The sequence below is a fragment of the Fibrisoma limi BUZ 3 genome (assembly GCF_000296815.2).
Taxonomy (GTDB): Bacteria; Bacteroidota; Bacteroidia; order Cytophagales; family Spirosomataceae; genus Fibrisoma; species Fibrisoma limi.
This window is the reverse complement of sequence record NZ_CAIT01000007.1, coordinates 127770-149954: the sequence shown is the minus strand read 5'-3', so window position 1 is coordinate 149954 and position 22185 is coordinate 127770. Positions and strand designations below refer to the sequence as shown.

12 protein-coding genes are annotated in these 22185 nt (G+C 54.6%); 6 read left to right on the top strand and 6 right to left on the bottom strand.

From position 1 onward, the window contains the following. Position 1: 1 nt before the first annotated feature. Both BN8_RS16930 and BN8_RS16925 read right to left on the bottom strand, forming a co-directional pair. The gene (locus BN8_RS16930; protein WP_009283138.1) at positions 2-505 is read right to left on the bottom strand and encodes a helix-hairpin-helix domain-containing protein; all 504 of its coding nucleotides are present in this window, start codon (positions 503-505) and stop codon (positions 2-4) included. A 93-nt stretch (positions 506-598) separates the two neighbouring features. Next, positions 599-1480, bottom strand: a complete 882-nt coding sequence (locus BN8_RS16925) for an OmpA family protein (protein WP_009283137.1) — start codon at positions 1478-1480, stop codon at positions 599-601. A gap of 199 nt (positions 1481-1679) precedes the next feature. On the opposite strand from BN8_RS16925, the gene BN8_RS16920 reads away from it, so the two are divergent. The 3 genes from BN8_RS16920 to BN8_RS31895 all read left to right on the top strand — a co-directional run bounded on the left by BN8_RS16920 (position 1680) and on the right by BN8_RS31895 (position 8266). After that, on the top strand, positions 1680-2750 hold the full coding sequence (locus tag BN8_RS16920; RefSeq protein WP_009283136.1) for a hypothetical protein: 1071 nt from the start codon (positions 1680-1682) through the stop codon (positions 2748-2750). Positions 2751-3000: 250 nt separating this feature from the next. Further along, entirely contained in the window at positions 3001-7851 is a 4851-nt protein-coding gene (locus tag BN8_RS31900; protein ID WP_009283135.1) for a PAS domain S-box protein, read from the top strand. Positions 7852-7870: 19 nt separating this feature from the next. Continuing rightward, the gene (locus BN8_RS31895; RefSeq protein ID WP_009283134.1) at positions 7871-8266 is read left to right on the top strand and encodes a response regulator; all 396 of its coding nucleotides are present in this window, start codon (positions 7871-7873) and stop codon (positions 8264-8266) included. Between the two features lie 89 nt (positions 8267-8355). Here the strand turns inward: BN8_RS31895 and BN8_RS16910 are convergent, their stop codons facing one another. The 3 genes from BN8_RS16910 to BN8_RS16900 form a co-directional block, all read right to left on the bottom strand. After that, positions 8356-12249 carry a hypothetical protein gene (locus BN8_RS16910; protein WP_009283133.1) on the bottom strand — a complete coding sequence of 1298 codons (3894 nt, stop codon included), beginning with the start codon at positions 12247-12249 and terminating at the stop codon, positions 8356-8358. 305 nt (positions 12250-12554) lie between these two features. Beyond that, positions 12555-13643: a ferrochelatase gene (hemH, locus tag BN8_RS16905; RefSeq protein ID WP_009283131.1), complete on the bottom strand. Its 1089-nt coding sequence runs from the start codon at positions 13641-13643 to the stop codon at positions 12555-12557. Between the two features lie 40 nt (positions 13644-13683). Beyond that, on the bottom strand, positions 13684-14472 hold the full coding sequence (locus BN8_RS16900) for a hypothetical protein (protein WP_009283130.1): 789 nt from the start codon (positions 14470-14472) through the stop codon (positions 13684-13686). Between the two features lie 103 nt (positions 14473-14575). Between BN8_RS16900 and BN8_RS16895 the strand changes: the two genes are divergently transcribed. Together BN8_RS16895 and BN8_RS16890 are read left to right on the top strand one after the other, a co-directional pair. Continuing rightward, on the top strand, positions 14576-15535 hold the full coding sequence (locus BN8_RS16895; protein ID WP_009283129.1) for a hydrogen peroxide-inducible genes activator: 960 nt from the start codon (positions 14576-14578) through the stop codon (positions 15533-15535). Positions 15536-15691: 156 nt separating this feature from the next. Further along, positions 15692-18952 carry a cyclic nucleotide-binding domain-containing protein gene (locus BN8_RS16890; protein ID WP_009283128.1) on the top strand — a complete coding sequence of 1087 codons (3261 nt, stop codon included), beginning with the start codon at positions 15692-15694 and terminating at the stop codon, positions 18950-18952. On the opposite strand, the gene BN8_RS16885 is transcribed toward BN8_RS16890, so the two are convergent. Then, complete coding sequence (locus BN8_RS16885) at positions 18949-19530, bottom strand: HD domain-containing protein (protein WP_009283127.1); 582 nt, start codon at positions 19528-19530, stop codon at positions 18949-18951. The two genes, BN8_RS16890 and BN8_RS16885, sit on opposite strands and share 4 nt — an antisense overlap. 236 nt (positions 19531-19766) lie before the next feature. Between BN8_RS16885 and BN8_RS31890 the strand changes: the two genes are divergently transcribed. After that, positions 19767-22010, top strand: a complete 2244-nt coding sequence (locus BN8_RS31890; protein WP_009283126.1) for a tetratricopeptide repeat-containing sensor histidine kinase — start codon at positions 19767-19769, stop codon at positions 22008-22010. Positions 22011-22185: the final 175 nt, after the last annotated feature.

The following is a 22185-nucleotide window of genomic DNA, read 5'->3' as shown; positions in this document are numbered from 1 at the left end:
CTCAGTTGGCGGGCTTACTGACGCCATCGACGTTGCGCTGGGCCAACCGTTTGGCCTGGGCAGGCCACGTAGTAGCGTCGAAAATCCGGTAGCGGGAGCCGGCCGCCGACAGGATCTCCCGGATTCGTTCGATCGGGGTTTCGGCCAGTTCAGAAAAGCGTCGGATGCCCGCCTGAACCAGCAATTCGGCTACTTTGGGGCCAATGCCCTTAATTTCAACGAAGCGATCTACACTGTCGATGCCCGGCCGGTCGGTGGGTTCTTCAATAATCGTCACCTCAATGTCGGTGCCGTCGGCTTCGTTGACAATGTCGATGACTTCCACGGCGGCTCCGTCCATCGCATCAACTGTATCCGACAGTTCTGTAACAAAGCCGGTTGGGCTGATGATCACATCGAGCGTTGTGTTTTCGTCCAGTACGTCTCCGACCGGTTCTTCGCTTTCGTTACGTTGATGGATTGTTTTCTGATCAGAAACCGGCAGTCGTTTCGTATGATTCTTCATGGTGGCAAACACGTTGAGTTGTTAAAACCTGTTCCGTTGGTTTTTTCCTTACAACCCGATCGTGTTGGCATTGTTACCGTTTTTTGCAGAAAGCTACTGTTTCAGCACCGTCATTTCGACCCGACGATTCAGCCGCCGGGTCTCCTCGCTGCTGTTGCTGGCAATGGGACGCGTTGGGCCATAGCCTTTTGTCGAAATACGACGGGCTTTGATGCCGTTTTTCACCAGAAATTTCTTCACTACGTCCACGCGCTCCTTCGACAGTGCCATGTTCTTGTCAAAATCCCCCTGATTATCGGTATGTCCGGATAATTCGATTTCGACGGACGGATTGGTCTGCATGAAGGCCAGTAACTGGTCCAGAGCTGGCTGTGCTTCCGGTAGCAGATCCGGCTTGCTCTGGACAAACTGGATAGCGCGGAGTTGGGTAGTTTCGCCGGTTTTTGCCACCAGCGGTGGGGGCGTATTGCGGACCGCTACGGCCGATGCGTTAGTCGCAGGAGGTATGCCGGCCGGTTGGGTCGGGGCTGTTGGACGGGGCGCGTTTTCCTGACGCGAAGCGGTTGGTTGCGAAGCCGGTGTCGAAGCATCGGCTCGCTTCAGGCGAATCAGCTTGCCATAGAGCCGGTTGGTATAACTGGACGTAAATGCCAGGCGCTCTTCAGTGGGTTGGTAGCCGCTGGCTTTCGTGACGAGCACGTAGGTTTGTTTTGGGTCCAGTGAGAAATGAAACGCGCCATCGGCGGGTACAATCTGTTCACCACTCACGTTGCCGGATTCCGTGCGGGCCGTAACGGTAGCCCCTGGTATCGGCTGTCGGGTGTCGGCGTCAACAACGTTGCCTTCGAGGGAGGCTACATCGGAGGCACTCGTCGAGACTGGCCGGGTTTGCCCGCGAACGTCGACCGGCAAAACCAGTGTAAAACACAGTAAGCACCGAATCAAAACGCCTACTTTTTGAGTGTATTCTATCATTTATCTGCAACGCTGAATCAATACTCAAAAGTACGGCATCCTGCCAAAAATAGACTCAGTGCCCTGATAAAAACAATGAAAAACTAAACGTTGAAAGAGAATTGAAAGTGCTGTGTAACTAACTGATTTTCAATACAGTTATATAATGAAAATAATGCCTGAAAACGAACGTTCGGAACGCACCTTTTGTTAGTATAATATGAGACAAACAACCAACGTGGCGATGCATTCCGTAGACCCTAAGGCACCTCTCGCGCCGGCTTCATCGGGCAATTCGCTGATGGACGAAAACTGGCCCAAGCGGGTAGCGGCCCAGTCCATTCCGGCACAGGTGTTTCTGAACCATTTTTTTGCGATGGATTATCATATCCAGTATCAGAACGATCTGTTCGACGTGGCGAAGTTTCCCATTTTTCAGCAGTTTGGGGGGCGCGTAACCGACGAGCAGCGGAAGGCACTGGAGAAGTTATTACTCAATAGCTGGAGCGCCGAGTATGCCCTGCGGATCACCCCCGTTGTGAACGACGAACAGTATTTGCAGAGTTCGCTGCACTGGACCTTCCCGCAGGCGTATTACAGTGCGTTGTTCAGCGCCCGGGCGTTTCTGGCCGTGCAGGGTATTAACGTCAGCAATGAAGAGCTGATTCGTAAGCGGATTGGCAACATGGTCGTTCGGGGATATTACCCGGCTTCCATTGGCTACTACGCCCTTGGGCCGATCAACAACTACCGCATCCAACGGTTGCCGATGGCCAAATTTAAGCTGACAACCGGTCGGTCGGATCTGACGTTGCCGTCGCGGGAGAATTCGGCCCAGCTCGAACTGGCCCAGTTCTTGAAAACCACCCGCGACCAGCGTGTGAAGGCTCTGCGCAACGTTATTCAGAATAATCCCAAAACAGCACTACGTAGCCCCCGGACGGGCGAGATTTTGCAGAAGTTCAGCGTTGAGCAGTATAAGCAACTGGCCCGCCAGATTGGCTATACCACGTACTTCGATATGCTGAGCCGCCTGCGCATTTCGTCGACCAATCGCGAGATCGAGCGGTTTGTCGATTCGGAGATTGACGTAAAGCTCTTCCATCAGAGTCTGGTCAATATCGTTTCGCATGTCAACTCAGTCCATGAGGTATACATTGCCAGGGCGCTGGGACTGGATGGCTATCGCCAACTGGTGAGTAAGTTGCCTTCGTACCTGCAGGAGAGTTTTGTACGTGAGCGTATGAATACGATTATTGCGCCCATGCTGGAGCAACATATAGCTGCCTAAGGCAGTAAGCTGATTGTTGCCGCACACTCGGGTAGTACCATATGATAAGCCGTGTCCTGGCATATGCTGGCACGGCTTTTTTGTTGCCAGTCAAAATAGTAAACTTGCTTTATATTCAATTGTGCCCACAGGCGAACTAGGTAGATTTTTAGTGGCAGTTGTTTCTTAGCCGTATATAAACAGGCTATGGACTCGTGTTCTTTTCGATAGGAGAACTATAGCTGTTTGCGTCGTTTTTACTTGTTGACGTATGGATCAGGAAGCTCAACACCAATATGTTGCCTCGTTACGTAGTACCCTGACCGTTGGTGAGTTGATGACCCTTACCGAGTCCTTCGCTCAGGCCGTTTGGGAAACCGACGCGAACGGCATCGTTAGGTCAGATTCGCCAAGCTGGCGGGCTTATACCGGCCAAAGCCTGACCGACTGGCTTGGCGAGGGCTGGGTGCAGGCGGTTCATCCCGACGATCAGGCGTATGCGCTCCGGCAATGGCAGGATGCCGTCGTGCAGCGGCTTCCGGTCAATGCCGAGTTTCGGCTGCGCAGCCCGGACGGTGGCTGGCGCTGGACGAACGTCCGGGCTACGGCCATTGCTGGCCCGGATGGGGCTATTCAGAAATGGGTTGGCCTGAACATCGACATTAGTGAACGCAAGCAGGCGGAGGAGCGGCTCGCTATTGCGGAAGCTAATCAGCGGGCTATCCTCGACAGTGCCAATCAGTCGATTATGCTGATTGCTCCTGACTTCACCATACAGATTTTCAACCGCTTTGCCGCGTCGGCTGCTGAGGCCGTTTTTGGTACGGTAATGGAGGTTGGTCAGTCGGTTCTACAGTTTGTTTCGGACGGCGATCGGGCTAGTTTTATCGACCATTTTCAGCAGGCACTCGCCGGTGAAGAGGTATCGGTTGAGAAGCAGATTCAGGGGATCAACGGCTCCAGTTGGTGGGAATTTTTCTTTTATCCGATTTTACAGGCTGACGGGAAAGCGAGTGGCGTCACATTCACAACCCGGAATATCTCCGGGCGCAAACAGACGGAAGAGGTGTTGCGACAGGCCGAAGTCGCGTACCGGTCTCGCATCAAAAAAGAAGTCGCTGACCGTACCGCCGAGCTGAAAGCGACGCAGGACTTGCTACGGGCCACGCTGAATAGCTCACTGGCCATGATTCAGGTGTTTGAGGCCGTCCGTGACGAGCAGGGGCAGATTGTTGATTTCGTCTGGACACTGAACAATCATGCTTCCGAACAGTACTACGGCGAGGTAATCGGTAAAAGCCTGCTGACCCTGAACCCCGGCGTGGTGGAAGAGGGCATCTTTGATACGTTTAAACGGGTGGTGGAAACCGGCGTTCCGGACCAATCGGAGCGGCACTACGTGCATGAGCAGTTTAACGGCTGGTTCTTTCAATCGGCGGTTAAACTGTACGATGGCGTTGCAACCACTACGGTCGACATCACCGAGCGCAAACAGGCGCAGCAGGACGTACTGCGCCTGAAAGAGGAGATAGTTCAGAAAGCAATTGACAACTATTTCGCCTTATTCAACTCAATCGATGAGGGTTTCTGCACTATCGAAATACTGTTCGATGACAAACAGGAGCCGTACGACTTCCGGTACCTTGACGTAAATCCTGCGTTCGAAAAACAAACGGGCATGACAGAGGTGGTTGGCAAAACCATCCGCGAGGTGATACCCCATGTGAATCCAGCGCTGATCAATAAATACGCCGACGTCGTACGAACCGGGGAGCCGGTGCGGTTCAGCTACCAGACATCGTCGGGGCAATGGTTCGAGCTGTACGCTACACCCACCGGGCTGCCCGGCGATCACCATCTTGCCGTACTGTTCAACGACGTTACGGAACGCGTACGTGCCGACAAGGCAATCCGGGAAAGCGAGGAGCGGTTACGACTCGCCATGGAAGCGGCTGAGATGTACGCCTGGGAGCTCGACTTAAAAACCCGGGTGCCGTATTTTTCAGACAATTTCACCAACATCACGGGCCGGGTGCCGCTCAGCCGACTGGAAGATAATCTGCAATCGGTGCATCCGGATGATCGTCGGCAGGTGCAACAGGCATTGACGGAAGCCGCAACGAACGGTGTCGACCGGTTCACGTATGAGATGCGGACGCTGTCGGCGAATCCTGGCGTGGGCCTTGAATGGTTCCGGGTTTCCGGCAAGCTGATACGTAATGAACAGAGCGAGCCCATTCGGGCCATTGGGGTTGCGCAAAAGATAACGCAGCGCAAAGCCTGGGAACAAGCCCTGCAACTGGCCAACGAACGGTTCACCCTGGCCGAGGAAGCGCTCGACGGTTTTATCTATGACTGGGATATTGCGACGGGGCGTGTGGTACGAAGCGAAGGGTTTACCAACGTGCTGGGCTATGAGCAAGGGGAGATTGCCGAACAGCCCGAAGCCTGGCTGGCCTTGATTCACCCCGACGATCGGGCCAACCTCGCTTTTCTGCCCCCTGCTCCTCTTAGCGCCCAGAATAAATTCGTGGCTGAATACCGGGTTAAATGCAAGGATGGGCAATACAGCCACCTCATTGATCGTGGCCTGGCCATTAAAAATGAACACGGCAGCATCATCCGGATTATTGGCATCAGCGTTAATGTTACCCGACGCAAACGAGCCGACGCAAACGGGCGGTTCCTGGTCGAAATCGCCGACGATTTTACCCGGCTTTCGACCGGCGAAGAGATTATTCAAACGATCGGTCAAAAGCTGGCCGCGTTCCTGCATCTGACCGGCTACCACTACATTGCCGTGAATGAGGCCGGTACTGAGTTCGTGGTTCGGTACTATTGGCATGTGCTGAACGTACCGAGGATCGAGGGCATCTACCGCATTGACGATTATACAACGCCAGCGTTTACCCGGGCTATGCAGGCCGGCGAACCCTGGGTCATTAACGACGCGCAGAACGACCCGCGCAGCATCGCTACGGCCACAGCGGCCATCAATATCGGGGCCTACCTCGCTGTGCCATTCTTCAGTAACAACCGGTTGAAAGGCTTTTTTGTGGTTACCGACAACCAGCCCCGCCAGTGGACAGCCGAAGAAATCGAGCTGGTTCAGGAGGTCTGTAACCGGGTGCTGCTCCGTCTCGAACGGGCCGAGGTTGAAGCGTCTCTGCGCCGAAGTGAAGAGAAATACCGTACGATCTTCAACTCCATCGACGAAGGGTTTAGTCTGCTGGAACTGATTTTCGACGACGAGGGTAATGTCGTTGACTATTGGCATAGGGAAGACAACCCTTCGTTTACACGGATGACCGGTATAGAAAATCCGGTCGATAGGCGAATGAGTGAGCTTGTGCCTAACCTTGAAGCAGAGTGGTACAGACTGCTCGAAAAAGTGTATCATACCGGCGAGCCAATCCGGATTGAGTATCCAGTGCAGCAACTGGGTCAATGGTATACCTGTTATCTGTCCCGGGTAGGCACAGAAGGAAGTCTGTTTATTGCCGCCATCTATGACGACATCACCCAGCGCAGGCAGTTGGAGCAACGGCGGGACTATCTGCTGGAACTCAATGATGCGCTTCGTTCGACAGCCGACCCCATTGCCATTCAACAGGCAGTGGCCGAAACCGCCATGAATTTTCTGGGTACCGATCGATGCTATTACGCCTTGATAGAAGGTGGTCAGGCAATCATCAGCCGGGATGCTGCCACCGGCGATTTGCCGTCGGTGGCCGGCGTTTATCCGCTCAGCAGTTTCGACATCTTCCGGAAAGTAGTTGAGGGTGGTGTGCCATTTGTCGTTTATGATGCGGCTACGACGGATATACTCGATGAGCCGCTGCGGGATATATGTCTCCAACTGCAGGTGATCTCCTTCATTGATGTGCCGGTGATAAAAGAGGGCCGGGCGGTCGGTATCTTTTCGCTGGTTCAATCCAGCCCGAGGCAATGGACAGAACATGAAATTGGGCTGGCTGTCGAAACCGCCGAATTGGCCTGGGGGGCCGTGGAACGCGCAAACACTGAAAAGGCCCTGCGTGATCAGGAGCAACGTACCCGGCTGGCTGTTGAAGCCGCTGAGCTTGCTACCTGGGAGTGGAATCTGCTCACCGACGACGTGTACTGGAACGATCAGCACTTTACCCTGCTCGGTATGCCGATGCAGACGAACCCCGTACCGGCCAGTACGTTCATCAGCCATATTCATCCGGGTGATCAGGAGTGGCTGATAGGACTCCTAACCGATGCGATCAGCCAGAAGGGCGTTTACGACGCCGATTTTCGGGTGCTACGTGAGGATGGGGTCGTTTGCTGGATGAGCGGATACGGGCGGGTTACGGAGGTCATCGCCGACCGGGCAACCCGCATGAGTGGCGTTATGTTCGACATTACCGAACGCAAGCAGGCCGAGGAAGCCTTGCTGGAGGCCGATCGGCGAAAAGACGAGTTTATGGCTTTGCTGGCGCACGAGCTACGTAATCCACTGGCTACACTGAGTAATACGTTGCTTATTCTGAAGCTGACCGAAGGGAAAGATGCCAGCTTTCCTCTGGAGCAGGCGATTGATATGATGAGCCGGGAGATGACTCAACTGGTGGGGCTGGTCGATGACCTGCTGGACGTAAGTCGGATCAACCGTGGCAAGACCGAACTACGGCTGAATCCGCTGGAACTGGGTAAACTTACGTACCAGGCTGTTGAAGCGGCCCGACCAGCCATCGAGCGCCACCACCAGTGTCAGCTTCGGGTGAGCCTGCCGGACGAACCGATTTACGTTGACGGCGATACGATCCGGCTGACGCAGGTGATCCGCAACCTACTAAGCAATGCCGGTAAGTTTACGCCCAGCGGGGGCCACATTGATGTGAGCCTGGCGAAGGCGGAGAAAGAGGCCGTATTACGTATCCGCGATGACGGTATCGGTATCCCGGCAGATCAGCTAATACGGATCTTCGACATGTTTGCTCAGGTCGATGCGTCCCATACCCGTTCGCAAGGGGGGCTTGGGCTGGGGTTAACCCTGGTCAAACAGTTTATTGAAATGCACCGGGGGCGTGTAGAAGCTTATAGTGAGGGCCCCGGAAAAGGAAGTGAGTTCATAATTTACTTACCCATACTATAGCGCACAAATTTTACGATCAATGAGTTCGACGAATGAACCATCATCAGGCAACTCGGTATGGGTGGTTGATGATAACAAAGAGGCTGCTTTTACCCTGTCGATGTTGCTGAAAATCAAAGGGTATCAGGTGAGTACGTATTACAGTGGGCAGGATGCGCTGGAAGCCGCCGAACGGCAGCAGCCAGACGCCGTAGTGCTGGACCTGGGTATGCCCGGCATCGATGGGTACGATACCTGTCGGTTGCTACGGCAGCGGCCACGGGGCGCCGATGTGCTGGTAATTGCGCTGAGCGGCTATGGCAAAGAGGAGGACATTCGCCAGAGCTTTGAGTCCGGCTTTAACGCACATCTGGTTAAACCGGTGGACCTGGTCAGGCTGATTGAGCTGCTGGAAAATTCAGCACCGGCGAACTGAGACAATCGGCCGTTAGGGTACGTAACAAAACAGGAACCGTCTACGGGCAACACGAACTTCGTGTTGCCCGTAGACGGTTCCTACACGCGTCAATTACCTAAGTCGCTTGCCGACAGCCATTTGATGCCAAATTCCTGATTGTAGACGGGCGTTTCGGTTGGGTTGACATACTTGATGCCAAATTCGGCAACCGTACCGTTCCAATCAGGATGGTTGCCAACCGGAATGGCGATCGTCCGGTATTGATTGTCGCCGGTGATCGTGAACGTCATTTGCTGACCTGCCTGGGCGGCCTGCAGTTCGGTTTGTCCTACCTTACGCCAGTCAAAAACCAACTGCGTTTCGCGCGTTCTGGCCCGCATCCGAACGTAGACCGTCTTGAATTCATTGGTTCGGTACCCTTTCGTCGGTGAATTGAACCGGAAGCGTTTATCGGTCGGCGTAATGACAAGTTCATCGCCGACGGGGTAGCCCTGGTCGTATCCTTTGCGGTAGAAGAAGCCATGCCGTTTGCCCTGGCCCGCAAATACGTAATTAGGCTTCGTCTCCGAGCGCGGCAGGGTATTGATTGTATTCCGGATTTCGGAAAGCGTACCAACCACCATGTTGATGTCGAATTCATACACCCCGTTCCGGTCCAGAATCATGGTAATGCCATTGGCAATGTAGCCCGCGTTGCTCGACTCGGCCGGTCCCCAGCCAATCTCACCGAACAAACCGGCTCTGAATTCATGCGAGAAGGGCGTATGCAGCGCCAGACCCCGGTTAATGCTTGGCCGGATGGCTACAATCCACGGCTCCGACGCGTCGATGTCGTAGGGACCCGAAACCGGCCGGTTGTTATGCTGGCTCAGGCTTTCCTGCGTGCCGCCGATATTGGGCAGGGCGTTGACGTTAATCAGTTCGCCATTTGTGTAAGGGTCGGCCTGCACGACGTAATACTGGTAATATGCGCTGTTGGTATACGTACAGGGTAGTTCCTGCTGCCGGGCGTCGCTGTACCGTGTCTCATCCTTACGGTCGCCGGTGATGCGGACGTGCCGCCGGACGATGTTGCCATCGAGCCAAACCCACTGCTCAACAATGTAGTCGCCCAGTTCGTTGTTCAGCCCCCAGTGCAGCCCCCGCGTTTTCGAGTACAGCATCTTATCGGTACGGCCATAGCCCAGGATTGGGGAGAAATTACCGGCAATGTCGCCACCCTGAACGGGGTTGTAGCCGATGTCCTGCAGGAGTGGTCCTTTGCCCTGTTTCCAGCCTGTATTGTCGCCGGGGAGGCTGTAGAGCGAAATCTGATCGTCGCGGCCCGGATCGCGCACACCATCCGATTTGACCATGCAGTTGATCATATTCTCGCCGACTTCCAGGTCGGTTACCTCGCGGATTACGCCCCCAACACCCAGATCGATCGCTACCCGAACCCGTTCATTTTGCAGAACAGGGCGCTTATCGGCGGGGAAAGGGCTGTTCAGGATGGGATACTCGTCGTTGGATGGCGGTGTGCAGCCGCTGACCGTAATGGCGACAGTGTCTGTCTTGGCTGCGCAGCCGTTTCGGGTGGCTTTGACCGTATAGAAATACGTGCCGTCTGCCAACGGAGCGTTGAAGCTGACAGACGCACCGGTTTTGTTTATGCCGTTGCCCGACCAGGTATAGCTAACGCCGTCGCAGTCTTCGCCTTCGCAGGTAGTGCTTAAGGTAACCGAACTGCCACAAGTGGCCGTCACAGAACTGGCCGAGATACTGAACCGGCAACTGTCCTTAACGGGTGGTGGCGTAGTGACGCACCCAGTCACCGTAACGGTCGAAACCGCAGTTTTAGACGTGCAACCGTTGCGGCTGGCCGTTACCGTATACGAGTAGGTGCCGTTGGTCGAGGGAGCGTCGAAACTGATTGATGAGCCGGTTTTTGTCAGGTCGTTGCCAGTCCAGGCGTAGGTTACGCCGTCGCAGTCTTCGCCTTCGCAGGTAGTGCTTAAGGTAACCGAACTGCCGCAGGTAGCCGTCACGGAATTGACCGAAACCGCAAACCGACAGCTATCCTTGACGGGGGGTGGGGTAGACTCACAGTCGCTGACCGTAACGGTTGAAACGGCGGTTTTAGGCGGACAACCGTCTTGAGTGGCCGTGACGGTGTATGAATACGTACCGTTTGTCGAAGGAGCGTTGAGAGCCAGTGACTGACCTGCCTGGGTAATGCCGTTGCCGGTCCACTGATAATTTACCCGGTTACAATCCTCGCCTTCGCAGTTGGCCGTTACTGTAACTGAACTACCGCAGGTGGCTGTCAGCGAACTGGCTGTGACCGCAAACCGACAACTGTCCTTAACGGGCGGTGGTGTAGTGACGCACCCAGTCACCGTGACCGTCGAAACGGCCGTTTTAGGTGTGCACCCATTTCGGCTGGCTGTGACGGTGTAGGAGTACACCCCGTTGGTCGAGGGGGCGTCGAAACTGATTGACGAACCGGTTTTTGTCAGGTCGTTGCCAGCCCAGGCGTAGTTAACACCGTTGCAGTCTTCGCCCTCGCAGGTAGTGGTTAAGGTAACCGAACTGCCGCAGGTGGCCGTTACGGAACGGACAGAGACCTCAAAGCGGCAACTGTCCTGTACCGGCGTGCTGTTTTCGCACACATCAGTAGTACGGGGACTGTTGGTTAGCTCCTGGGTTGTACTCGCCCCTTTAACCGTAATTGTTAAACGGGCATTCTTTTTGTAGCGGTCGGGAATCAGCCAGTTATACCCGTACCTGTCAAACCCTTTCACACCAAAGGCAGCCGCTACGTCCGGTCGCTGCTGATCGGCCGTTATGGTGGCAACTTTCTGGTTGTTGATGTAAATGTCAATGCTGGCCGATTGATTCCGGGCGTTCTCGTTCATGATCCAACCCGTAATCCGCTCGCAGGATGCCCAGTCCAGGAAACCCCGGTAGCGGGCGTTAGCCGGGGGCGTAGTAGGCGTTTCGGTTTCCGGCGGGTCGACCGGGGGAGTTACGGGGCCGGAGCCCTTACAAACGTCGGTCGTGCGGGGGCTGAGGGTTAACTCCGTATCGGTACCGGAAAAACGGGCTGAAACCCGTAGCGACTTATTATTCCTGTATTTTGCCGGCATCTCCCACCGGAATCCGTAGCGGTTGTAATCCCGAACGTCGAACGCATCGGCTACATCCTGCCGGATCTGATCGGCCGGTACGGTGGCAACTTTCTGATCGTCAATGAAAATGTCGACGCTCGTTGACCGTCGGCGGGCATTGTCGTTCATGGCCCAGCCACCAACAATGTCGCAGTGGGCAAACTCAAAGAAGCCCCGGTAGCTGACGTTGGAAGCCGCCGTACGGGCTCCTGCCGACGAGCCTTCCGGGGTTGTCAGGACGTACAGCACAGCAGGTTGCCGGCGGGGCAGGGGTTGCCCGCTCAGGCTGGTAAATGGTTCGGTCTGGAGCCGGGCTTTTTCGACAAACTGGCTTTGGTCGCCAGCCTGACGATGGCTGCGCAACAGCCGGAAGGTGGCCCCCGGTGTTACTGCTGTGAAACGGCCTTTGATTCGGTATGTTACGGTTGGTTTGGCAGGGTATGTCAGTTCGTCGCCGACATAGTCGACGAATGTACCCCCGGTCTGTTCGAAACCCGGAGGTAGCAACAGCTTCAGACTGAAGGCATTGGAGCCGGGTAGGAAAAACATCAGGTTAGGTGATACGTTCAGTAGCTCTGCCGTGATGGTCAGCTCAATCTCCTCACCTAATCGAACGGCTGGTTTGTCGACGGTGAGACTAAACCGGATCGGGTCATTAGCAGCAAGCGGAATGCGAATAAGCGGATTACCCGGCGATCGGAGCAGCGAAACATAAGGCTTGAGAGCCGGTTTTCCGGGGGGGGCATTGACTGGTGGGTTCGAGGCTACCGACAGGCTGATAGCCATGAGGGTAGCCAGAGACAGCGTAACATACCGGCGTATGCGCTGAATAGACAAGGAAAGAAATCGCATGTGGTTAGGTAGATAAAATTGCTATAGTCGATACGAAATAGGTTTAGTGGAGTTTTGAACAATAATTGGTCCATTGTCCATTTTTCGGTAGGTATTTTTTATGCTATTTGAATAAATGGTAACACGTATTTTGCTCCTGAATGGAACCGTATTGTAAGGCTATCGGGAGCAGGCTGGCAGACGAAGGGCGGAGCGGAGCAATGGTGAAGCAGAGCGTGCGCATCGGGAGACAAAAAAAGACCGGGGGACGCCCCGGTCTTTTTAATACGCATCATTTTTGTTAGCCACTCAGTTCGGCTACGTCATCAGCTATTTTTCACCAGATCGACCAGTGTTTCCACCCAGATCGGGCTATCGTTGAGGCTTTCGACCAGTTGCCAGTGCTGACCACCGTTTTGTTCGAACAGTTCTTTGTATTCTTCGCCTACTTCAATGGTGGTTTCGAGGCAGTCGGCTACGAACGCGGGCGAAAACGCCAGGACGCGTTTGACACCCTTGGTTGCCAGTTCTTTCACTACGTCCTCGGTGTAGGGCTGAATCCACGGATCTTTACCCAGCCGCGACTGAAAACAGGTCGTGTGTTTCCCTTCGGAAATGCCCAGTTCACGCACCAGCCGACGGGTGGTTTCAAAGCACTGCGCCCGGTAGCAATGCTGGTTGAGCGCATGAAGTGACGAGCAGCAATCGCCCAGTTGGCAGACCTGCTTCGTTACGTCGCCCTTCCGGATCTGGCGTTCGGGCAGGCCGTGGTAGCTGAACACAAAATGGTCGTAGTCGTGCTCAGCCATGTGTTTACGGCCAAGCTGAACGAACCCTTCGATAAACTTGGGATGCTCCAGAAACCGGTTGACGAACCGAATCCGGGGCATCACCTGCCAGGTTTTCAGCACATCCATCACCTTCTCATACACCGAGCCGGTGGTAGCCGAAGCGTATTGCGGAAAGAACGGGATAACAATGATTTCGGTCAGTCCCAGCCGCTGAAATTCGGCCAGACCGGCGTCAATGCTCGGGTTCTGGTACCGCATTGCCAGCTTCACCAGATAGGCGTCGCCGAGTTCCCGCTGGAGGTCGCGTTCAATAACCTGCCCATAGTATTTGAGCGGAGAGCCGGTTTCTGTCCATAACTGGCGATACGTCTTTGCCGATTTGGGTGCGCGGAACGGCGCAATGATACCATTCACGAGGAGGAAACGCGGAACCGTCGGGATGTCGATAACCCGGCCATCCATCAGAAACTCCCGCAGGTATTTGCGAACGTCGGGTACAGATGGGCTGTCGGGCGTACCAAGGTTTACGATCAGAACGCCAGTGCGGCCAAGCTGGGGCGACACGGTCGATGAGCCGCCGGCCGACTGGAACGTGGTGGGTGATGATAACGCGGGTGTTTCCATAGTTGGAAAACAGCTTTTGCAAGCTGATGGTTGCAAGGAATTAATCTTGATCGGCCTGCGGGTAGCGGTTCAGGTCAGGCCGGGTAAAATCGGTAAATACTTCGCCCGGCAGCCCCGTAAAGACCATAATATCAGTCAGGTCACGTTCGCCCCGCTCGCCCGATAACAGGATTTTTCCCCGTTTCTGGTAATCGGCCCACGGCAGGGTAAAGCGCGGTGTTTCGTCGGTGAATTTCGGAAAGTACGCCCACTGCGAAACCAGGTGCGTCTGCTTATCGACCCATACGTAGTATTTGTTGTCGGGCGTATTGCCGACGCCCTTGAAGGTCAGTTGCAGCTTATCGGCCGGTTTGGCGTCGGCGGTTTTGTCTTCGCCAACGTATTTGAGCGTTACGCCCGAATCCTTCAGTTTGAACGGCATCACGAGCCAGTAGGAGTCGTTAATCCAGGCTCCTTTCCCCTGCTTGACGTACTTCGCCACCGAATCGGGGTCTTCAACTTCTTTCCCGTTCCGGAATACCCGGCCTTTGTCGTTGTTGACGTTCAGAATCACCGTCTGATCGTCTTTCAGGTTATCAATCCGTACATTACCCGACCATTTGTCCCAGATCAGTCGGCGGTTTCCAAAGAAATTCCAGGCAATCAGGTGGGTATTATCCCAGGCTTTCCGGCCGCCCATGGCGTTCATGACCTGATCGGCGATCTGAACAGCGCGCGGATCGGAGCCAGCGAGGTCAAAGCCGGGTGCTGCCGGGTTCGTGCTGCGCTGAGCGAAGCCGGCTAAGCTGTTGAGTAAAAGAATAAGAAGTATAGCGTAACGGGTTTTCATGAATAAGGGGGCTATTTCGTGAACAAAAGTAAAACAAGTCCTAATTTGTTTTGATTGATAAAATTTAGATTTGCATAGATTTTATTGATAGGGCCTATACATCATGACGTTAACGCAACTCGATTATATTGTAGCCGTCGATACACACCGGCATTTCGCTACAGCGGCCGACCATTGCCACGTTACCCAACCCACGCTCAGTATGCAGATCCAAAAGCTGGAAGATGAACTGGGCGTTCTAATTTTTGACCGCTCGAAGCAGCCCGTTGTGCCGACGGAAACCGGACAGGCTATTCTGGCTCAGGCCCGGGAAGTGCTGCGGGCGGCCCGGCGCATTCCCGAACTCGTCAACGAGTCGAAAGATAACTTTCGGGGTGAGCTGAAGATTGGTATCATTCCGACGCTGGCGCCGTATCTGCTGCCGTATTTTATCCGGGAGTTTGTGGAGCGCTATCCGGCCGTATCCGTGCAGATTCAGGAGTTGGTGACGGAGCAGGTAATCGAAAAGCTGAAAAACGGCCTGATCGATGTGGGCATTGTGGTCACGCCCCTTACCGAAAACGGGATCACCGAAATTCCGCTGTTTCGCGAACCGTTTCTGGTCTATACCGCCGAATCGCACGCTCTGGCGAACAAATCGGTCATTACGCCGGCCGATCTGCAAACGGAAGGTCTGTGGTTGCTGACCGAAGGCCACTGTTTCCGGAATCAGGTGGCCAATCTGTGCGGAGCCAACCGTCCGGCTAATGGAGCGAATGCCCTACGCTACGAAACCGGTTCGCTCGAAACGCTCATCAAGCTTATTGACAAACAGGATGGGTTTACGCTGTTGCCGTACCTCGCTACGATCGATATGGACGACGCCCGGCGGGCCAAGATTCGACCGTTTGTAGCTCCGCAGCCGGTTCGGGAAGTGAGTCTGGTTATACACCGGAGCTTTCTGAAACGGAAGCTGATCAATGCGCTCCGCCACGAAATTATGGCGCATCTACCCCCGGAACTGAGCACGGGGACAAGAAGCAGCACGGTGGTTGGGCCGGGGCTGTCGGTGGTAAAGAGCTGATAAACAAAGCATACCTAACGGATAGTAGGGGGTAGGAGTGACGCAAAAGTCGCCGGGGTAGCTTGCGCTTGTGGTTTTGTGCGTAAATTGCTAACAAAACGGATGCTTCGGCTGGGTCGTTAGTGGCGGCTCCGGAGGTCTTTCTCTCTCTTTTCAATGGACGCTGGCGTAAACAACGTAATTGAAACTCCCTCTCAGATGTCGCGGATTCAGCGGGCGTTGGGTGTGCGGCAGGAAGAAACGCGGACGGTTGGGCTATTTTTTCTGCACAACTTTCTGCTGGGTATCGGTACCATCCTGGTGTACGTAGCGGCCAATGCCATTCTGCTGGAGAACAACCCGGAAGCGAGCCTTCCGATTGCCTACATCGCATCGGCCATTGCCATGATTGCGGTGGGGAAGCTATACGAATACGTCGAACACCACCTGCTGCTGAGCCGCCTGGCCGGACGCGTCCTGATTGCCGTAGTGGCCATGACAGCCGTTATCGGCGTGCTGGTGATTGTCGGGCATTCGGTGACTGCGGCCGTGGCCATCATGGTTGGGTACCGGCTTATTTACCTGCTCACAAATCTGGAGTTCTGGGGTGTTTCGGCGGTGGTATTCGATACCCGGCAGAGCAAACGGCTGTTCAGTGTGATCAGTTCGGGCGATATGCCGGCCAAAGCGATGGGTGCCATCCTGGCGGTGCTGGTCCACGCGCATACTGATATTTTACGGTTGCTGGTCGTCGCTTTTGTGGCGTTCGGAGCCGCGCTCTATACGCTTCGGCTAACGATTCAGTCGCACGAAGTACACGCCCCACACCGGCCCGCCCGGGTGGTGAAACGCGCACGCCCCCGGTTTGTCGAGCGGCTTTTCGGTGGTAGCGAACTGGTGTTTATGATGTGCCTGAGCGTAGCAACGATCGCGACAGTAGCGACTCAGATTGAATACAATTTCTTCGTCAACGTTAAGCACCGGTTTCACGCTCAGGAGGACGTTATCCGGTACGTTGGTATCGTACTGGCACTGACCTACGGCGTTGCCATGATCGTTAAGCTGTTGCTGTCGCGGCATGCCCTCGACCGGTTTGGGGTGCGTCGATCCTTGCTGGTGTTGCCCCTTACGGCCCTGGTGGGGCTGCTGGCGCTGGAAGCCTTAACGGCCGTTCAAACAGATACTACACGCCTGCTGATTTATTTCTGCGGACTCTATCTGGTGTTCGAGGTGGCACGTCGGTCGTTGTTTGATCCGGTTTTCCTGGTGTTGTTCCAACCGCTGTCGCCCCAGCAGCGGCTGCATGGCCATACCCTCGCTAAAGGTATGTACGAACCGCTGGGGATTGGTCTCGCCGGGGTGCTGCTGTACATTATTCATGCCCTGCCGGCTCTGGAGTTCTGGATGCCGGTGGCGTGGATTGCGCTGATGATTACGGCCCTTGTGCTGCTGCAACGCACGTATCGCCACTACGTAACGGAGCTGAACGACGCCATTGCCCGGCGGTTTCTGGAGAGTGATCAGATTGCGATTCCCACCGAAGCGCTCAATCGGGTGGCCGATACGCTCCAGAGCGCAAATCCGGACGAAGTAGTAGCGGCCATTGGCTGGCTCGAACGGCATAATCCGCCCCAACTCGGTAAGCAGACGCCCATGCTGCTGAATCACCCCACGGCCGCCGTACGTCGCCGGACCCTCGACGCAACCGCTACGCTCGACTGGCCGGTACCAACACAACTGCTGTACCACCAGGCACTCTACGATACCGAACCGACCCTGCGTGAACGGGCCTCGTACCTGATTAGCCGCCGGGCCGATACGGAAGTGAGCATGCTGGCTCCGTTGCTACACCACTCCGACATCGCGATCCGGCAGGGTGCCATCCGCGGGACGCTCGAAATCCAGCCGGCCAACGCCGATGCGCTGGGCAGCCTGACCGCCCTGACGAAAGAAAGTGCAGTGTCGAGCCTGAAGGCTGCTTTGTCGGTGGTGCAGGCCCTGCGGCTCACAGCCTATGTGCCGTTTGTCCGGAATTGCATGACGCATACTGACACCAGCCTGGTAAAAACGGCCCTGCAAACGGCCGGGGTACTCCGTGACCCTGACCTTACGCAGCGGCTCATCGACCGGCTGAGCGACGGTACGTATGGTCGTACGGCAGCCAACAGCCTGAAAGCGATGGGAGCCGATGTGCTGCCGTTGCTGACCCGAACGGTCGAGGGAACCCCCGACCGACTCGTGGCTACCCGGATTGCGAGTATCTGTGAAGGGATCCGGACAAACCAGAGCCGACAATTATTAACCAAACTGGCCAATCAGCCCACGTTGGCGGTGCGGGCAACGGCCCTGCGGGCATTGAGCCGGTTTGGCCGACATCCGGCCGACGATGAGCTCTTCGAACACTTCGTTGACCAGGAAATAAACCTTGCCCAGCGGTTGCTGCACGGCAGTTACGGCGAGGACGCGGAACTGACCGATACGCTCGATTACGAACTGACGCTGCTCCTGCAACGGCTGTTCTACGCGCTAGAACAACTGCACGATCGCAACGTCATCGATAGTGTCCGGATTGGGGTGGCCCACCCGTCGCGCGAACGCCGGGCCAACGCCCTCGAACGGCTCGACAATCTCGTGCCGCGACCGGTATACCAAACCATGCAGGCGCTCATCGACGATCAGCCCCGCGCCGAACGTATCCGGCTGATCGACGCAGCTCTCGAACCATTCCATGAGCAGAAAGCCATCCTGCCGTTTATCATTGAACAAGGACAGACCCTGTTTTCCGACTGGACGGTGAGTGTCGCCCTGCGTCGGTGGACCCCCGGAGTGAGTCCGGCTTCAACCATTCTTCATTACCTGGATGCTATTCCATTGCTACAGGATAGCGTAGTGGCGGCTGTGCAACACCTGCAAACGCAGCAGCCCCGCAACTACAGCGAGTTACTGAAACGATTCCCCGACTTGTCGTCGCGATTTATGAGCCATTCGACTGAGGCCCACAGCCGTATTCCTGAAATTGAATTGATTATGGTTCTGAAAGGAACCAGCCTCTTTGCCCAGACGCCCGAGAATGTCCTGAGCAGCATTGCCCCGATTATGAACGAGGTGTCGTATGCGGAAGGGCAGACCGTATTCAATAAGGGCGATCTGGGGTCGTCGATGTTTGTGATTTACGCGGGCGAAATCGGTATTTACGACAGCGGCAAGCAACTGGCCCGCTTCAAGCGCGGAGACTTTTTTGGCGAACTGGCCCTGCTGGATGCCGAAGCCCGGTCGGCCACAGCTGAAGCCCTGACCGACGTACGGTTGCTGCGTATTGATCAGGAAGATTTCTACGATCTGATGGAAGAGCGGGGCGAAGTGCTGCGGAGCATCGTTCGTACGCTCTGTCAGCGGATTCGGGTCCTGAACCAGACCGTAACCCGGCCGGTCGGTTAGTCTGTCAGTGCCCGCAGTCTGGCGAGATTTGCCTGTTTGCCCGGTTCGCGCCGGGCGTCGTTCGTGGGCGTCCAATACGTGTGATTTGCCAGAAAACGTACCTGCATCTGGTTCCACGTAGTTTCGTCGGCTACGGCGTCGCGAACTTTCAGCTCCTGATACAAGGTATGGGCAATCGGTTCAAAATCGTCCCGGCCCAGGTAGTCCAGATCGGCATCGCACAGAATCCGTTCCAGGTGCGTTTGGGGTTGCTGGGGTACCTTCGTGGCCCGGATCAGGCTGCAAACCGTTTCGATCTGCTGGTCGGTATAGCCAAAACCCGGCAACGTTTCGCCTGCCAGTATGCACCCTGCTTCTTCGTGGCCCTGATACGTGGTCATAAAGCCACTGTCGTGGTAAAGGGCGGCCGTTTTCAATAAGGCGAGTGATTCCTCATCCGTAATTCCTTCCTGCTGAGCAATGTCAAGTGCGGCCTGTACTACGTCGAGCGTATGGTGAAGGCCGTGGTAGTAAAGCGCAGGCGATAAGCCATGCCGTAGTTGCTCAAGCAGGAAAGTTTCGGCACGATGGATATCCATAAGGTAGGGCAAACAGGCTAATGGGTTACCAAGTAAGTAAAAAAAGAAACGTTCGGCTATCTGATCCTGTCATTCGTCATAATTATAGTATGTCAGTATATTATTTATAGCGAATCGAATTGTATCTTGGCAATTGATTGATCATCAGGGGTAAGGCGTTAGGCATCTACCGTTTGAAGTCAATACGAATACGATTGTTTTGTTGATTCGCATGCCTGACTTCTATCGTTTCTGCCATGAAAATCATTGCTACGGTACTACTCTTTTCGCTTAGCTGCGGCTTCACGTGGGCACAAAAGGCAAAGTTGGATAGCCTGGATCGCCTGATTAAGAAGGCGACCACCGATACGGGTCGTATCAATCTGCTTAACCGGAAAGTGTATGTGCTGAGCGAGAATGATATCGACGCTGCTTTAAAGCTGGGCAAGGAAGTTATTGCGGATGCAAGACAGCTTAGCTATGAGAAGGGGGAAGTTGTAGCGCGAACCCGTTTAGCCAACAACTACAACATGAAAGGCGATTTTGCTGCAGCCAGGGAAAACCTTATCAGGGCCGAACGACTGGTGTGGCCATTGAACGAGCAGGGTCTTCTGAGCGACGTATATTCCGGCTACGGTATGATGTACGGCATGCAGAGCAAATATGATAGTTCAATTGTCTTTTTCGACAAAGCGATTCGTATCGGACAGGCGATTAACCACAGGTCGTTGAGTTCTTACTATCAGAATATTGCCATCGCCTATCAGATGCAGTCTAATTACTCACGTGCTCTGTCGTATCAACAAAAGGCATTGGCGATTGCCGAACAGACGAATAACATAAACAGTCAGGCATACGTACTGACCAATATGGGGATAACCTACAAGGTGCTGGGGGATTTTGACAGGGCCCAAAAATCGTTTTTCGGAGCTATAAAAGCCGCTAAAACGGTTGATATCAAAAATGTTGAATTATATGCGTATTCCAATCTGGCGACGCTGTTCGACGCAAAAAAGGAGTACGATCTGTCCTACCAGTACGCGGTCAAATCGGCTGAGCTCGGTAAGCAACTGGGCGACCAGGGTATTGAAGCTGCCAGCCTGGCGAAAGCGGCCCTGGCAATGGCCCTGCGAACGTCAGTGGCTCAATCCGAACGGTTTGCCAGAGCCGAAACGCTGGCTAAGCAGGCGATTGCCATTGCCGGCGCAGCCCGCCAGCCTTTGGTGACGTATCAGGTGAACGCGGGTATGGGTACGCTGCTGAAGATGCAGGGCAACTGTGGGGCCGCCATACCGTATTTTGAAAAAGGGTTTCAGGCGTTGACTGACTCGGACATCTACGACGAACAGATTGAGGTATCGTATCAGTCCGTTTCCGGCTGCTACGAACAGGTAGGTAATTACAGACGGGCCCTGCTGGCGGACCGTAAGGCGACGGCGATTGGCGACTCGATCCGCAATAAGGAAAACATCCGGAAAACGACCGAGTTGACGCTCAACTACGAGTTTGACAAGAAGCAGCAACTGGTACGGGCCGAACGGCAGCAAGAAGCGGCTATCGCCAATACGAAACAGATGGCGTTGGGGGGAGGTCTGGTACTGACTCTATTATTGGCGGGCGTTGCTTACAATGCCTACCGGAGCAAGCAAAAGGCCAACACGCTGCTTGAGCAGCAAAAGGAAGAGATCCAGCGGACACTGAGTGAACTCAGAAATACGCAGGATCAACTGGTTCAGCGCGAGAAGATGGCGTCGCTGGGAGAACTGACCGCCGGCGTTGCCCACGAAATTCAGAATCCGCTCAATTTCGTTAATAATTTTGCTGAGTTGGGGGTAGAACTGATCGGAGAGCTTGAAGACGAACGGCAAAACCCCGATCGTGACGAACAACTGGAGCAGGAACTCCTGGGCGATATCAAGCAAAACTTACAGAAGATTGTGCATCATGGCAAGCGAGCAGACGGTATCGTTAAAAGTATGCTGGAACACAGCCGGGTTAGTACTGGCCAGAAAGAACCGACCGACCTGAACGCCCTGGCCGACGAGTACCTGCGGTTGGCCTACCATGGGCTTCGGGCTAAGGACAAACTATACAACGCCAGTCTAGTCACCACCTTTGATTCCAGTCTGGATAAAATTCAGGCCATACCCCAGGATCTCGGCCGGGTGCTGCTCAACCTGTTTAATAACGCTTTCTATGCGACGCAGGAAAAAGCTAAGCAGCAGACAGCCGATTATCAACCCCGAATCTGGGTGAGTACACACATGGAGAACGGCAAGGCCGAACTACGCGTAAAGGATAATGGCACCGGTATTCCTGAATCGATTGTGCATAAAATCTACCAGCCGTTTTTTACCACCAAGCCAACAGGCGAGGGCACGGGCCTGGGGCTATCGCTGAGCTACGACATTGTCACAAAAGGGCATAATGGCGAGATGGCCGTACAGACCGAAGCCAATCAATTCACCGAGATGATTGTACGGCTGCCGATACAAACTTAATTCGTCTGTGAGCGAACTTACATGAAAAAATAGAATGACTAGTTATGTAGATCAGCTCAAATTCCCCTTTATCATATAAACGGAAGGTTGATTAAAAACAATTCTATATTAATTTGCTACGAGTTGGTGACAAATTTATAAGCGGTCCAGGTATTCGATAAAACAATACAATCAG

Excerpts from the sequence above, each read along its gene's own strand:
- BN8_RS16885 (WP_009283127.1), bottom strand. The coding sequence starts at position 19,530 with ATGGATATCCATCGTGCCGAAACTTTCCTGCTTGAGCAACTACGGCAT.
- BN8_RS16930 (WP_009283138.1), bottom strand. The coding sequence starts at position 505 with ATGAAGAATCATACGAAACGACTGCCGGTTTCTGATCAGAAAACAATC.
- BN8_RS16925 (WP_009283137.1), bottom strand. The coding sequence starts at position 1,480 with ATGATAGAATACACTCAAAAAGTAGGCGTTTTGATTCGGTGCTTACTG.
- BN8_RS31900 (WP_009283135.1), top strand. The coding sequence starts at position 3,001 with ATGGATCAGGAAGCTCAACACCAATATGTTGCCTCGTTACGTAGTACC.
- BN8_RS31890 (WP_009283126.1), top strand. The coding sequence starts at position 19,767 with ATGAAAATCATTGCTACGGTACTACTCTTTTCGCTTAGCTGCGGCTTC.
- hemH (WP_009283131.1), bottom strand. The coding sequence starts at position 13,643 with ATGGAAACACCCGCGTTATCATCACCCACCACGTTCCAGTCGGCCGGC.
- BN8_RS16920 (WP_009283136.1), top strand. The coding sequence starts at position 1,680 with ATGAGACAAACAACCAACGTGGCGATGCATTCCGTAGACCCTAAGGCA.
- BN8_RS31895 (WP_009283134.1), top strand. The coding sequence starts at position 7,871 with ATGAGTTCGACGAATGAACCATCATCAGGCAACTCGGTATGGGTGGTT.
- BN8_RS16910 (WP_009283133.1), bottom strand. The coding sequence starts at position 12,249 with ATGCGATTTCTTTCCTTGTCTATTCAGCGCATACGCCGGTATGTTACG.
- BN8_RS16895 (WP_009283129.1), top strand. The coding sequence starts at position 14,576 with ATGACGTTAACGCAACTCGATTATATTGTAGCCGTCGATACACACCGG.
- BN8_RS16890 (WP_009283128.1), top strand. The coding sequence starts at position 15,692 with ATGGACGCTGGCGTAAACAACGTAATTGAAACTCCCTCTCAGATGTCG.
- BN8_RS16900 (WP_009283130.1), bottom strand. The coding sequence starts at position 14,472 with ATGAAAACCCGTTACGCTATACTTCTTATTCTTTTACTCAACAGCTTA.